Below are 14245 nucleotides of genomic sequence, written 5' to 3' on the forward strand. Positions count from 1 at the left end.
AATTTCTCGGGACGGAACTTCCGCCGCTACCTATGCCCTTTTGGCAATCCGATCGAATTCCAGCAGTGTTTCGAGAAGTCTCGGCATATGGTCGATCGGCACCATATTGGGGCCGTCCGAGGGCGCGTTATCCGGATCCTGATGGGTCTCGATGAAGACACCGGCGACGCCGACTGCCACTGCAGCGCGCGCCAGCGTCTCCACAAATTCGCGCTGGCCACCCGTGGATCCGCCTTGCCCGCCCGGCTGCTGCACCGAGTGCGTGGCATCGAATATGACGGGAGAGCCGAGACCCGCCATGATCGGCAACGAGCGCATGTCGGAGACAAGCGTGTTGTATCCAAAGGAAACGCCACGCTCGGTCAGCAGGACGTTGGGATTTCCGCTCTCGGTAACCTTTGCCGCGACATTCTTCATGTCCCATGGCGCCAGAAACTGGCCCTTCTTGATGTTGACGACCTTGCCGGTCTTTGCGGCCGCGATCAAAAGATCGGTCTGACGGCAAAGAAAGGCCGGTATCTGCAGAACGTCCACCACTTCACCGAGAATCGCGCATTGCTCTTCTGTGTGAACGTCTGTCAAGGTCGGCAGGCCGAACTCCTTCCGGATGTCGGCAAAGACCGGCAGGGAGTTTTCGAGCCCAAAACCACGCTTGCCGGCGAGCGACGTGCGGTTGGCCTTGTCGAAGCTCGATTTGTAAACAAGGCCGATACCGAGCTTGCCTGTGATCTCCTTGAGGGTGCCCGCCATGTCGAAAGCATGCTGGCGGCTCTCCATCTGGCACGGGCCGGCAATGAGTGAAAACTGCGACGCGTTCGAAAACGCCACATTGCCAGCTTTAACGGTCGAGTTCGGGGTCATCAGACTGCCTCAAATGCGATGGCGGCGCCCTGCCCTGGTGCCTTGTGCACGATCAGGCGGGAGCCGCGCGGTTCGAAGGGTATATCGTTGCTGCGAAGGAGCGATTCAACGGCGAGGAGATCGCGAACGCCAACGACGAAGGCCTGAAGGCGCAAGCCACGCTCGGCGCCCCGTGCTTCAAGGCCGAAGAACGAATGCAATCCTTGCGGCGAAAGCACGCTGACGTTGGCATTTGCAGCGCGCAAATCCATGCCGAACGAGTGCGCATTAACGTCGCGCTGGTTGACGACTTCCTGCAGGAGATACTGGAAATCGGTCGGATTTACCTCAGAAAGGATAACTTCGCGCAGGCTGACGGCGCCATTCGCATGGGCCTGCAACTGGCTGCGGTCGGCATTTGGCGTATTCACGCGCTCGCAGGTGAAGAAAAACGCATCCGGCGCACGCAGGTCGGCGGCAAATGCCAGCCTGAAGCTTGCCCTGTCCTCCTTGCCGTCCGGGGTAACGAACGGGCGCGAGAAGTTCAGAATTACGCCTGCCGATATGCCAGCCTCCACGAAAGCCGAGTGATCGCTTTCTGCGTCCTGCGTTCCCATGACGAGGGCCGAAAAGCCTTCATTGCCACAACGGAACCGATAGGCCTGATCGCGCGCAACAAAGACGTTGCCTTCCCTGGCCTCGGCCTCACAAACTTCGCGCTGGCCGATGGCAAGGAATTCGAGAAACGTATCGTCGCCCAGGAAAACGCAGACATTTTCCGTCCCGAACGGGTGTTTGCCGACCGGAGCCACGGTAAAGCCGAGCTTGTCCAGGCGAGCGCGCGCCACGTCGAGATCCGCAGTCGGCAGCACGAGGTGGTCGACCGGATGGGGCGTGCGCGGCGACTGCGTTGTCATGATGATGGGTATGCCTCAAAGCAATGCAACGTCATACCCCTCCACCGGTCAAACCAGCCGGCTTTGAGCCATGGCAGCGTTGATGAACGACGCAAACAGCGGGTGCGGCTCGAACGGGCGCGACTTCAGTTCCGGATGGTACTGGACGCCGATAAACCAGGGATGATCGGCATATTCGATCGTCTCCGGCAAGACACCATCCGGCGACATGCCGGAGAACACCAGACCGCAATCCTCAAGCTTCTGCTTGTAGTCGATATTTACCTCGTAGCGATGGCGATGGCGCTCGAAAATGTCGGTCGAACCGTAAATGTCGGCGATGCGCGTGCCGGATTTCAACAGCGCTTCATAGGCGCCGAGCCGCATCGTACCGCCAAGATCGCCGGCCTTCGTGCGTTTCTCGAGCATATTGCCCTTCAACCACTCGGTCATCAGACCGACAACCGGCTCCTTGGTCGGGCCGAACTCGGTGGACGACGCATGTTCGACGCCGGCCAATGACCGTGCAGCTTCCAGCACAGCCATCTGCATGCCGAAGCAGATGCCGAAATAAGGCACCTTCCGTTCGCGTGCGAATTTTGCCGCGAGGATCTTGCCTTCCGAGCCGCGCTCGCCGAAACCGCCGGGAACGAGAATGCCGTGAACCTTCTGCAGATAGGGCGCCGGATCTTCCTGTTCGAAAATCTCGGATTCGATCCAGTCGAGATTCACCTTCACCTTGTTGGCCATGCCACCATGGTGCAGTGCCTCGATCAGCGATTTGTAAGCGTCCTTGAGGCCCGTATACTTGCCGACGATGGCAATGGTGACTTCGCCTTCCGGATTGTGGATGCGCTGGCTGACTTCGTCCCAGCGCTCCATTCGCGGTTTCGGGGCAGGATCGATGCCAAAGGCCGCGAGCACCTCGGAATCGAGGCCTTCCTTGTGATAGGCCATCGGCACGTCATAAATCGTCTCGACATCGAGCGCCTGAATAACCGCCGAAGCGCGGACATTACAGAACAACGACAGCTTGCGACGCTCGGATTCGGGAATTTCCCGATCAGCGCGGATAAGCAGGATGTCAGGCGCAATGCCGATCGAGCGCAACTCCTTGACCGAATGCTGCGTTGGCTTGGTCTTGAGTTCACCAGCAGCCGGAATATAGGGCATCAGCGTCAAGTGGATATAGACGGCCGAACCGCGCGGCAAATCGTTGCCAAGCTGGCGTATCGCTTCGAGGAACGGCATGGCTTCAATGTCGCCTACCGTGCCGCCGATCTCGCACAGCACGAAATCATAGTCTTCATTGCCTTCGACAACGAAGTTCTTGATCTCGTCGGTGACATGCGGAATGACCTGAACTGTCGCGCCGAGATAATCGCCGCGGCGTTCCTTTTCGATGATGTTGCGATAGATCCGTCCGGTGGTGATGTTGTCCTGCTTGTTGGCAGGACGCCCCGTGAAACGCTCATAGTGACCAAGATCAAGGTCGGTTTCCGCACCATCGTCGGTTACGAACACTTCGCCGTGCTGATAGGGCGACATCGTACCGGGGTCGACGTTGAGATAAGGGTCGAGCTTGCGGATCCGCACACGGTATCCACGAGCCTGCAGAAGCGCCGCCAAAGCGGCAGCAGCGATGCCTTTTCCGAGGGAAGAAACCACGCCGCCAGTGATGAAAACATATCGGGCCATGGGCTTATCTCGTTAGTCCTTTGCGAGTGATTTGGCCACAAAAAAATTGGCGGGCCTGCCAATTTTCCCATTCCAAAGATTGTTTATTCCAAACAAAACGGCCAGACGCGAGGTCTGGCCGTTCCAGTGAATTAGACAATAGTCTTTACAGCACGATAACTTGAGTGCCGACGCTAACGCGGTTGTAGAGGTCGATGACATGGTCGTTGACCATGCGGAAACAGCCGTTCGAAGCGGAACTTCCGATGGTCCAGGGCTGGATCGTGCCATGGATTCGCACATGCGTATCGCGGCCGCCCTGCGACAGGTAGAGGGCGCGTGCACCAAGCGGATTGCCGGGGCCGCCATCCATGCCATTCTCATACTTGGCATAGTGGGCCGGCTCGCGTTCGATCATTTCCTTGGTTGGAATCCAGCGCGGCCACTCGCGCTTGGTCTGGATCTGGGCGGTGCCCTTGAACTCCAGACCTTCCTTGCCGACAGCGATGCCATAGCGGCGCGCCGTAAACGGCGATTCGATCAGGTAGAGGAACTTGTCCTTTGGATCGATGACGATCGTGCCGGTCTTGTAGCCGGTAAAGGGCACATCCTGCGGCATGTACTTGGGATCGATGCCGTATTTGTTCTTGGCCTTGCCCGTGGCGGGCTTGCGCACTTCAGCGACTTCAATCGGCGCTGCGGCAGCAGCGGCATCCGGATTTGCGACAGCTTCCGGCGCGACCGGTTGCGGCGCATCGCCGGTAAACGGATTGAGGATCCGCTTCAGAAACGGTTCGGCTGATGCCGGGCCGGTCAAGGCCAGGACTGACATGCCAATGAGTAAGGAGCGACGTGAAAGCATATTTGAAATCCCGCGTAGATTGCACAACGCCATCACGGCGTTTGCGAGGCCCCCGAGGCCAACTTTTATGGCGATAACCGAAGACCGGCTTCTTCTCAATGCAAATCGCTGTGAAGAACAACGTCCGACGATTCTTCACACACAACGGTTGCGGAAGCGCAACACTTTATTGCGCTCGCCGCGAACGACGTTCAAACGGTGCCCGATTACTGCGAATTCGGGACCGGGTTTGCCGGCTGTGCCGGAGCAGGTGCAGCCGGGGCTGTATTGGCCGGAGCCGGCGATTCGGGCGTTACCGGCGCAGTCGCTCCGGGAGCGGCAGGCGCATCCGTCGGCGCCGTTGCCGGCTTCGACGAAGGACCGCCCAGCTGGTTGAGGATACCGCCGCTCGTCGGCGGCTGCTGGCCCTGCTGGCCGGCCGGCTGCGTGCCCGTCGTCTGTGGAATACGGTTCAGAATGTCGGTCGGGTTTTCGCCGTAGCGCGCCATGATGCCGAGCGCCAGCGAAGTGATGAAGAACCCCGCCGCGAGAATTGCCGTCGCACGGGTCAGGGCATTGGCAGCGCCGCGCGCTGTCATGAAGCCCGAGCCGCCACCGATCCCGAGACCGCCGCCTTCCGAGCGTTGCATAAGCACGACACCGACAAGGGCAAGTACAATCAGAAGATGAATGACGATAACGACGGTTTGCATGGGGTATTTTCTGCTTTCTAGAAATCGGACGCGGCTCTTTACACCGTATCCTTCAATAAACCAAGCCCGTCCGCAGACAGATTTCCTGGTTCCATTGCTTGTCCGAGCCGATCAGAGGGCGTGATACGCCTCACAGATGGCGAGGAAGTCCACCGCTTTCAAGCTTGCGCCGCCGACCAAAGCGCCGTCGACATTGTCGATGCCCAGCAATTCGACTGCGTTTGAGGGCTTGACCGAGCCGCCATAAAGGACCCGCATCTTCGTTCCGTCGTTGCCAAAGCGCTTGGCAAGAGCCGCGCGGATCGAGCCATGGACGTCTTTAACGTCGTCGGGCGTGGGTGTCAGTCCGGTACCGATGGCCCATACGGGTTCATAGGCAATAATCGTATTGTCGGACCGCGCGTCTGCCGGAATCGACCCTGCGAGCTGCGTCGCTATGATTTCGAGCGTCGAACCCGCACGGCGCTGCGCTTCGGTTTCACCGATACAGATGATGGTCGTCAGTCCGGCTTCCCAGCCCGCCTTTGCCTTGGCATTGACGATCTCATCGGTCTCCGCGTGATCTGTGCGCCGTTCGGAATGTCCGACAATGACGTGGGTCGCGCCGGCATCGAGCAACATATTCGCTGCGATATCGCCGGTATGCGCGCCGGATTTTTTGAAATGACAGTCCTGGCCGCCGATTGCCAGCGCCTCGCCTTCTACCAGCTGGGCTGCGCGGAAGACAAGCGTAGCCGGCACACAGATCAGTGCGTCGATCTTCTCGCCTATGGCGGAATTCGGCCGGTTGACGATCGTACGCAGTTCGTCGAGCGACTCTCCCGTACCATTCATTTTCCAGTTTCCAGCAACGAGCGGACGCACATCAGGGGTCATTGGGTGTTCCTTGGACGTTTGTTTGGTCGATTTTCTCAGTGATTTGATTGCCTGACTAGCAAATTCAATTGATAAAGCAATCGACACATGCCCTGCATCACGCTATTCCCGCGTGGATTAAATTATGCTTCTTGACTGACACGGTGATTTTTCATGCTCGACTCTCTCCGCAATGTTGCACAGACCTGGGTGGTCAAGGTGCTCATGGGCCTTCTCGTCATCAGCTTTGCCGGATGGGGTGTATCCAATACGATCCTTGGTGCAATCGGCGGCGGCGCGGCAATCCGCGCAGGCCATTCCGAGGTTTCTCCGGTAGACTACCGCCTCGCCTATGACCGCCAGCTTGCTGCGCTCTCGCAGCAGTTCGGCCAGAGGCTGACGCGCGAACAGGCTGACGCTATCGGCATCGGGCACCAGGTCCAGGGACAGCTCGTTGCAGGCGTCGTTCTCGACGAACAGGCACGCACCATGTCCCTCGGCCTCTCTAAGGACCGCCTCGCCCAGCTTGCGGCAGAAGATCCAGCCTTCCATGGCCCGGATGGTCGGTTCAACCAGGCGCAGTTCAATGCCGTGTTGCGCAATGCCGGCATGAACCCGCAGAGCTACCTCGATAATCGCGCGCAGGTCGCGCGCCGCCAACAGATCGTCGAGGCGGTCGCCGACGGCATCAAGGCCCCCGATGCGCTGCTGAAGGCCCTCGCCATGTACAAAGGCGAATCGCGCACCATCGACTATGTCGCCATGCCGGCCGACTTCATCAAGGACGTCGCTGATCCGAGCGATGACGCGCTGAAGGCCTATTTCGAAGCGAACAAGGAGGCCTACGGCGCGCCGCAGTATCGCAAGATCACCTATGTAAAGCTCGAGCCGAAGGACATCGCCAACGCGGCAACCGTCGCGCCGGAAGAAATCAAGGCGGAATACGACAAGAACATTGCCCGCTACACCACCCCGGAAACCCGGACGATCGAGCAGCTTACCTTCGCCAATGAGGAAGCGGCAAAGGCGGCGCACGACAAGATCGCAGCCGGAACGAGCTTCGAGGACGTTGTAAAAGCGGAAGGCAAGACGATGGATGACGTCCGGCTCGGGACATTCCCGAAGCCAGCCCTCCCCGATCGCTCGATCGCGGATGCCATCTTTGCGCTGCAGCCAAATGGCATCAGCGACGTACTCAAGGGTACTTTCGGACCGGTGATCGTTCGCGTTACCGCGTCGACGCCGGAGGTCATCAAGCCGCTTTCGGAAGTCGAAAACGACATTCGTGAGAACCTCGCTCTCGCCCAGGCGGCATCGACCATCGGCGACGTGCACGACGCCTACGAGAATGCGCGCGCTGACGGGCAAAGCATGGCGGAGGCCGCAGCCAAGGAAAATCTCAAGGTTGTAACCATCGACGCGGTCGACCAGGCTGGTCGGGGCATGGACGAAAAGCAGCTCGCCGATCTTCCTTTTGACGAGAACCAGCTTGCCGCTGTCTTCCAGGCCGATGTCGGCTTTGACAACGAACCGTTCAATCTCGGCACCAATGGCTATCTCTGGTACGACGTGACCAGCGTAACGCCCGCGCGCGAGCGCCCGCTCGACGAGGTGAAGGCCCGCGTCATCGCCAACCGGAAGAAGGCGGAAATCGAAAAGCAACTCAATGCCAAGGCGGAAGAGGTACGCAAGCGCGTGGCCGATGGCACTTCGCTGGATGTGATTGCGTCCGAGTTCAAATTCACCAAGGATACCAAGCGTGGCATCACGCGCGAAAGCAAGGATGCGGATCTCGGTCAAGGTGGCGTTGCCTCGGTATTCGACGGCCCGGAAGGCGTGGTCGGCGTCACGGAATCGGCGACCGATGGCTCGAAGCTGATCTTCAAGGTGACGGAATCGATCGAGCCAGCAAATGTCGGACCAGATGCGATCACCACGGTCGAGAAGAATGCCATCGGCAATCGTCTTGCCGATGATCTGCTCGACCAACTGGTGTCGCAGTTGCAGACCGTCTATCCTGTTTCCATCAACCAGTCTGTCATCGACAGGGCCCTGGCCCGCTGAGCCGCGAGAAAGAGAATGGCTGAACTAAAGCGCTTCATCGGCATTGCGGCAGCAGGCAAGGCTCTCACCCGCGAGGAAGCGGTCGAGGCCTTCGATATCATGATGTCCGGACAGGCAACGCCGGCGCAGATTGGTGGCCTGTTGATGGCGCTGCGAGTGCGCGGCGAAAACATCGACGAGATCACCGGCGCCGTTTCTGCCATGCGCTCGAAAATGCTGACGGTGACTGCACCGGCCAACGCCATCGATATCGTCGGAACGGGCGGCGATCAGTCGGGCTCCTATAATGTGTCGACTTGCGCTGCCTTCGTTACCGCCGGCGCCGGCGTTCCTGTTGCCAAGCATGGCAATCGGGCGCTGTCCTCGCGTTCCGGCGCGGCCGACACGCTCGCTGCGCTGGGAATTAACATCGAGATCGGCCCGGAACTGATCAGCGATTGTATTGAGCAGGCAGGCATCGGCTTCATGTTTGCGCCGATGCATCACCCGGCCATGAAACATGTCGGGCCGGCGCGCGTCGAACTTGGCACACGGACGGTGTTCAACCTACTTGGCCCGCTGACCAACCCCGCCGGTGTCAAGCGCCAGCTCGTTGGCGTGTTTTCCCCGGAATGGGTCGAGCCGGTCGCGCACGTACTCAAGGCGCTCGGATCTGAATCCGTCTGGGTCGTTCACGGGGATGGCCTTGACGAAATTACCACTGCGGGCGTCACGAAAGTCGCCGCGCTGGAAAACGGTGTCATTCGCCAATTCGAGATTGACCCGGATTCCTTTGGCCTGCGTCTCGTAGATCCCCAGGACCTGAAGGGCGGCTCGGCGGATGAGAATGCCGTATCCTTGCTCTCCGTCCTCGATGGCGCCCATGGCGCATACCGCGATATTACGCTGTTCAATGCCGGCGCGGCGCTGGTGATTGCCGGCGCGGTGCCGGATCTGAAAGCCGGCATTGCCATGGCTGGCCAATCGATCGACAGCGGCGCGGCGCGAAATGTGCTAAAGAAGCTGGTTCACGTATCCAATAGCGGGGCGATCTGACCATGGCTGATATTCTTCGCAAGATCGAGGCCTACAAGCGCGAAGAGATCGCGGCCGCCAAGGCGCGGACACCGCTCGATGAACTACAGGCGCGGGCGCGCGACGAAAATGCGCCACGTGGCTTCCTTGCTGCTCTGCGCAAAAAGCGCGATGCGGGCCGGTTCGCCCTGATTGCCGAAATCAAGAAAGCGAGCCCTTCCAAGGGGCTGATCCGGCCGGATTTCGATCCGCCCGCGCTCGCCAAGGCCTATGAAGAAGGCGGCGCAACCTGTCTCTCCGTTCTCACGGACCAGCCATCCTTTCAGGGCGCACCGGAATATCTGGTCGCTGCGCGCGCCGCTACCAGTCTGCCTGCCCTGCGCAAGGATTTCCTGTTCGACACTTATCAGGTGTACGAGGCGCGCAGCTGGGGCGCGGATTGCATCCTCATCATCATGGCGAGTGTTTCCGATGATCTCGCCAAGGCGCTAGAGGAAACGGCGCTGGCGCTTGGCATGGACGTGCTGGTTGAGGTTCACGACGAGGCCGAGATGGAGCGGGCGCTGAAACTCACCTCCCCGCTCCTTGGCATCAATAACCGCGACCTGCGTACGTTCGACGTCGACATTGCCACTTCCGAGCGGCTGGCCGGTATGGTTCCAGCGGACAAGCTGCTTGTCAGCGAGAGCGGGATCTTCACGCATGCGGATTGCCAGCGGCTTTCCCGCTCTAACATCGGAACTTTCCTTGTCGGTGAAAGCCTGATGCGAAAGGACGATGTCGCGGCGGCGACACGGCTCCTCCTGAACGGCGCGGCTTCACAACAGAACGACGCGGCATGACAAGGCTTAGCCATCTCGACGAAACGGGCGCGGCCCATATGGTCGATGTGGGCGGCAAAGGCGAAACCGAACGCGTGGCGATCGCCGAAGGTTGCGTCAAAATGCGGCCCGAGACATTGGCGCTCATCCGCGCTGGCAATGCCGCCAAAGGCGACGTGATCGGTACAGCCCGCATCGCCGGTATCATGGCAGCGAAGAAGACGCATGACCTCATTCCGCTCTGTCATCCGCTGCTTCTGAGCAAGATTGCAGTCGATATAGAGGCGGATGAAGCATTGCCCGGCCTGAGAGTGTCTGCAACGGTAAAGCTGATGGGCAAGACCGGCGTTGAAATGGAGGCGCTGACCGCGGTCTCTGTTGCCTGCCTCACTATATACGACATGGCGAAAGCCGCTGACAAAGCCATGATTATTCAGGATATTCGGCTGTTGCGGAAGACCGGCGGCAAATCCGGCGACTGGTCGGCCGATCCAATCAACGGGAACTGATATGGCAGCCCTCCTCCCCGTCAACGAAGCGCTGGCGCGGATTCTGGCCGGTGTCGAAACGCTCGATTTCGAGATCGTTCCCCTTGCGGACGCAGGCGGCCGCGTCCTCGCCGAAGATCTTCACGCCAAGCGCCAGCAGCCGCCCTTTGCCGCCTCGGCGATGGACGGTTACGCCGTACGCGCCGCGGATGCCGCGGCCGTGCCTGCGACCTTGCAATTGATCGGTCAATCCGCCGCCGGGCATGCATTTGCCGGTGCCGTCGGCCCAGGTGAGACAGTGCGGATCTTCACGGGAGCCCCGCTTCCCGACGGCGCTGACAGCGTCGTCATCCAGGAAAACACTGTTGCGCATGGCGATCGCATCGAGATCGCTGAGCCTGTCGAGCAGGGCAAGAATATCCGAAAGGCCGGGTTGGACTTCAATGAAGATGACGTGCTGCTTGAGGCAGGACGCGTGCTCGATGCGGGCGCGCTGGCTCTTGCCGCGTCGGGCAATCATCCGGCGGTCCCGGTCGTGCGCCGGCCACGCATCGCAATCCTTGCGACTGGCGACGAACTGGTTGCTCCCGGTGAAGATATGCGACCTGACCAGATCGTCGCATCGAACAGTTTCGGCCTTGCCGAAATCATCCGCCAGGCGGGCGGCTTCGCCATCGATCTTGGTATTGCCGAAGACCGCGCCGAAGCCCTGAGCGCAGCTTTCGACCGCGCCACGGCCGCCGACGCCGATGTCGTCGTGACCCTCGGCGGCGCATCCGTCGGCGATCATGATCTCGTCCAGCCCGCGCTCGCTGCGCGCGGCATGGTTCTCGATTTCTGGAAGATCGCGCTGCGGCCCGGCAAGCCGTTGATGTTCGGCCGTCTTGACGGCACCCGGATTCTCGGGCTTCCCGGCAATCCCGTATCCAGTCTCATCTGCGCGCATATCTTCCTCGTGCCGCTTATCCGCGCGTTCAGCGGTCTTGCACACGAGCCGAATATGCGCAGCGCCGAACTCGGAACCGACATGGCGATGAACGACCAGCGACAGGACTATGTGCGGGCTCGCGTCCTACGGCAGCCGGACGGCACGCTCGTCGCCACGCCATTCGCGCTGCAGGATTCCTCGATGCTGAAGTTTTTCGTCGAAGCGAACGGCCTGATCGTGCGCAAGCCGTTTGCGCCGGCGGCACCTGCGGGGTCACCCTGCGAAGTCTTGATGTTGCGCTAGGGCAACATCAATGGTTGTTGCAAGGGTGCACGCATTGCCGTCTATGGACCCGGCAAACTAATTTTGTTACAACTTCATAAGTTGATTCGATGTTTTTTTAAGTAGTACAACCATCGGTTGTAGGCATACAGCGATACTAATAAAGTAATACGCCGCATCCGGGCATTTTGAATAATTATTGGAAGGGTTTTTAGCGCTTTGTTGTAGCGCTTATCAGAAATTGTTCTTCTTTACGCGAGATTATTTTGCGCGGTATATGATTTATTGCCCGAAGGTTATTTACATTGATTTTATTTACGAGAGTTGCCCGTTTTTGGGCCAATTTATCTAAGTATTTTCTAGCAATTACCTTTGCAGGGCTCCTGACATGGGTGTTCCCGGGCGTCGCCCAGGCCCAGGTGCAGCGAAGCATGATCAATCAAAGCTTCGAAGACCCGGTGATTGGGCTCTTGCCCTGTTATGCGACTTTTCGCGAAGATCTCGTTCCTGGCTGGAACACATCCCACACTAAAACCGGTAATCCTTCGGGGAGTTGCCTGTCGGTCAAGCCCGGCGGAAGTCTTACAGGGGGAAGCGGTGGATTCATCGAGTTCTGGCGATCAGGCGAAGGTGGCGTATTTGCGTCGGACGGTAGTCAGTTCGTCGAATTAAACGCTAATGAGTCTTCGCGATTGTACCAGACGGTCTGCCTCGTTAACGGAGAAACTTTCAATTGGCGATTCGGCCACCGCGCCCGCGGAAACGGGAATGAAACACTATCTTTCAACATTTCTCCGACGTCAAAGCCAGCCGGGCTGGCCACCGACACCACGACAACGGAAATTGTAGCTGATGTCGCAAATAAGGCGGATGGCTGGAAAAAACGCAGCGGCACTTTCACATATACAGGTGAGTCCGGCTTGCAGACTCTAGGGTTCAGATCGAGCGACTCGGGCAGTAACGGAAACTTTCTAGACGACGTTCAGATAGAATTGACGCCATATGTCGAGTTGCAGCCCGCTGAAAGCAGCGGCCCGGAAAGCATAGGTTCAGCAAATCTGCCGACGATACGTCTCGCCGGAACACTCACCAGACCACTAATAGTGACGATCATCGTCAGCGGTACGGCGACGCTCGGAAAAGACTTTACGACGCCCAACGGGACAAACACATTCACCATCGATATCCCAGCCGGGGACTATGACGGCACCAACGGCGTCCCAACCGGCATCAAGGTCACGAACGACACGGATCTTGAGCCCAACGAAACGATTCTCCTCACCATCAAGCCGAATAGCGCCGCGTACACGCTCGCAAGTACGACGTCGTGCGGCGGCAAATCGACGACCACCACGACGTACACAATACTGGATGACGACGCACGGCTAACCCTCAAGAAGGAACTGACCGCGAATCGTGGCAATCCAGCCGATCAGTTTGTTTTAATGATCGCAGACGCCAGCAAAGTCGCGCAAGTGACCACCACTACGACGGGCGCGGGTTCTGTCGTTGAGGGTATCGCACAACTAACGAACGTTGCAGTGGGTTCGAAGTATACCTTTTCTGAATCCGCCCCAAACAAATCGTCTGCGGAGTATCTTCCAGAATACGCTTGCACAAACGCAACTGGCGGTTCCATAGCCGGTCTTTCTTCTGGGAAAAAAACTAGTTTCGATCTCACTCCTGTAGCGGGCGACGACATTACCTGCACCTTCAAGAATACGCCGTATCGTTACGCCATGACGGCGGCGAAGACCATCACAAGTGGCGATCTCTACTCGAATGTTGGAGATAAGATTAACTACAGTTACACGATTACCAATTCCGGCAACGTTGCGATTACAGATACGATAAATATTAATGACGACAAGATCAGTAGCGTCACCTGTCCTTCCCTTCCGGTCGGCGGACTTTTACCAAACGCGTCGATCGCATGCTCGGCGTCCTACACGGTCGTTCAGGCCGATCTCGACGCCAACAAGGTAACCAATACCGCAGCCGCCGCTACCAGCAAGTTCTCATCTCCAAAAGTATCGGCCACGGCTTATCGTCTTCCTGTCATGGGTTTAGATATAAAGATCACACCCAATCCCTATTCGGCCGTCGGCGAGAGGATCGTCTACAAATACACCGTCACCAATACCGGCAATGGGACGATCACCAAACCCATTGTGGTCACGGACGACAAATATACGGTAAAATGCGATCCGCTGCCGCCCGGCGGGTTGCCGGCAAAGGCCACGCTGACCTGTACCGCCGATTATACTATTAAACAGGACGACCTCGACACCGGCAAGATCGTGAATACGGCGACGGCCAGCAGCGAAGGCGTTCCTCCCTCTATTCCGGTAACCGCCACAGCATTGGCAAAGCAGACACCGGGCCTGGCGCTAGAGAAGAAAGTGGCCGGCGGTGCGAAAGCCTATTCTGCCGTAGGCGAAAAAATCACTTACGAATATACGGTCACCAACAGCGGCAATGTGACGATCACCAGGCCGATCAGCGTCAGCGACGACAAGATCACGACGGTGACCTGTCCAAACTTGCCAACCCCTCCCACGGTGAAGGGTAGCGTGGGAGACGGAAAGCTTGCGCCGGGTGGAAAGATCGTCTGTACCGCAGAATATCTGGTCACCCAGGCCGATCTCGACGCCGGCAAGGTGGTCAACATCGCCTCGGCCACGGACGGCACCACCAAATCGCCCGACGTGACCGCAACGGCAACCGCCGCGCAGGCGCCGGCGCTGAAACTCGAAAAGTCGGTCACCACCGGCAGCCCGTTCAAGGCGGTCGGCGACAAGGTCAGCTATGCCTACAAGGTCACCA

The 14245-nt window shown here is 58.8% G+C and carries 12 protein-coding genes; 6 read left to right on the plus strand and 6 right to left on the minus strand.

Features of this window, described 5'->3' with window-relative positions:
* Positions 1-30 precede the first annotated feature (30 nt).
* The 6 genes from kdsA to tpiA form a co-directional block, all read right to left on the minus strand.
* On the minus strand, positions 31-864 hold the full coding sequence (gene kdsA, locus HQ945_RS22280) for a 3-deoxy-8-phosphooctulonate synthase (RefSeq protein ID WP_113280544.1): 834 nt from the start codon (positions 862-864) through the stop codon (positions 31-33).
* The gene (locus HQ945_RS22285; protein ID WP_113280545.1) at positions 861-1757 is read right to left on the minus strand and encodes a VOC family protein; all 897 of its coding nucleotides are present in this window, start codon (positions 1755-1757) and stop codon (positions 861-863) included. Before HQ945_RS22285 ends, kdsA begins: the two co-directional genes overlap by 4 nt.
* Before the next feature lie 48 nt (positions 1758-1805).
* A complete protein-coding gene (pyrG, locus tag HQ945_RS22290; protein WP_113280546.1) occupies positions 1806-3434 on the minus strand; it encodes a CTP synthase in 1629 nt (542 codons plus the stop codon).
* Positions 3435-3579: 145 nt separating this feature from the next.
* On the minus strand, positions 3580-4275 hold the full coding sequence (locus HQ945_RS22295; RefSeq protein ID WP_113280547.1) for a L,D-transpeptidase: 696 nt from the start codon (positions 4273-4275) through the stop codon (positions 3580-3582).
* 206 nt (positions 4276-4481) lie between these two features.
* Positions 4482-4967 carry a preprotein translocase subunit SecG gene (gene secG, locus HQ945_RS22300; RefSeq protein ID WP_027233325.1) on the minus strand — a complete coding sequence of 162 codons (486 nt, stop codon included), beginning with the start codon at positions 4965-4967 and terminating at the stop codon, positions 4482-4484.
* A gap of 111 nt (positions 4968-5078) precedes the next feature.
* Positions 5079-5843: a triose-phosphate isomerase gene (gene tpiA / locus HQ945_RS22305; RefSeq protein WP_113280548.1), complete on the minus strand. Its 765-nt coding sequence runs from the start codon at positions 5841-5843 to the stop codon at positions 5079-5081.
* 153 nt (positions 5844-5996) lie between these two features.
* Between tpiA and HQ945_RS22310 the strand changes: the two genes are divergently transcribed.
* From HQ945_RS22310 to HQ945_RS22335, 6 genes are all read left to right on the plus strand, one after another.
* Positions 5997-7886 carry a SurA N-terminal domain-containing protein gene (locus HQ945_RS22310; protein WP_174208526.1) on the plus strand — a complete coding sequence of 630 codons (1890 nt, stop codon included), beginning with the start codon at positions 5997-5999 and terminating at the stop codon, positions 7884-7886.
* 15 nt (positions 7887-7901) lie between these two features.
* Positions 7902-8921: an anthranilate phosphoribosyltransferase gene (gene trpD / locus HQ945_RS22315; protein WP_113280550.1), complete on the plus strand. Its 1020-nt coding sequence runs from the start codon at positions 7902-7904 to the stop codon at positions 8919-8921.
* A 2-nt stretch (positions 8922-8923) separates the two neighbouring features.
* Positions 8924-9742, plus strand: coding sequence for an indole-3-glycerol phosphate synthase TrpC (gene trpC / locus HQ945_RS22320; RefSeq protein ID WP_113280551.1), 819 nt, complete (start codon positions 8924-8926; stop codon positions 9740-9742).
* Positions 9739-10230 (plus strand): cyclic pyranopterin monophosphate synthase MoaC, encoded by a 492-nt coding sequence (moaC, locus tag HQ945_RS22325; protein ID WP_027233330.1) that lies wholly within the window; start codon positions 9739-9741, stop codon positions 10228-10230. The genes trpC and moaC overlap by 4 nt, the downstream gene beginning before the upstream one ends.
* A 1-nt stretch (position 10231) precedes the next feature.
* Positions 10232-11440: a molybdopterin molybdotransferase MoeA gene (locus tag HQ945_RS22330; RefSeq protein ID WP_091922721.1), complete on the plus strand. Its 1209-nt coding sequence runs from the start codon at positions 10232-10234 to the stop codon at positions 11438-11440.
* A gap of 284 nt (positions 11441-11724) precedes the next feature.
* A partial coding sequence (locus tag HQ945_RS22335) for a DUF7507 domain-containing protein (protein WP_207719731.1) occupies positions 11725-14245 on the plus strand: 2521 nt, incomplete at its 3' end.

The sequence above is a fragment of the Phyllobacterium pellucidum genome, assembly GCF_013327855.1.
Classification (GTDB): domain Bacteria; phylum Pseudomonadota; class Alphaproteobacteria; order Rhizobiales; family Rhizobiaceae; genus Phyllobacterium; species Phyllobacterium pellucidum.

Bases quoted from the DNA above. Each gene is read 5' to 3' on its own strand.
- HQ945_RS22285 (WP_113280545.1), bottom strand. From the start codon at position 1,757: ATGACAACGCAGTCGCCGCGCACGCCCCATCCGGTCGACCACCTCGTG.
- pyrG (WP_113280546.1), bottom strand. From the start codon at position 3,434: ATGGCCCGATATGTTTTCATCACTGGCGGCGTGGTTTCTTCCCTCGGA.
- HQ945_RS22295 (WP_113280547.1), bottom strand. From the start codon at position 4,275: ATGCTTTCACGTCGCTCCTTACTCATTGGCATGTCAGTCCTGGCCTTG.
- secG (WP_027233325.1), bottom strand. From the start codon at position 4,967: ATGCAAACCGTCGTTATCGTCATTCATCTTCTGATTGTACTTGCCCTT.
- tpiA (WP_113280548.1), bottom strand. From the start codon at position 5,843: ATGACCCCTGATGTGCGTCCGCTCGTTGCTGGAAACTGGAAAATGAAT.
- HQ945_RS22310 (WP_174208526.1), top strand. From the start codon at position 5,997: ATGCTCGACTCTCTCCGCAATGTTGCACAGACCTGGGTGGTCAAGGTG.
- trpD (WP_113280550.1), top strand. From the start codon at position 7,902: ATGGCTGAACTAAAGCGCTTCATCGGCATTGCGGCAGCAGGCAAGGCT.
- trpC (WP_113280551.1), top strand. From the start codon at position 8,924: ATGGCTGATATTCTTCGCAAGATCGAGGCCTACAAGCGCGAAGAGATC.
- moaC (WP_027233330.1), top strand. From the start codon at position 9,739: ATGACAAGGCTTAGCCATCTCGACGAAACGGGCGCGGCCCATATGGTC.
- HQ945_RS22330 (WP_091922721.1), top strand. From the start codon at position 10,232: ATGGCAGCCCTCCTCCCCGTCAACGAAGCGCTGGCGCGGATTCTGGCC.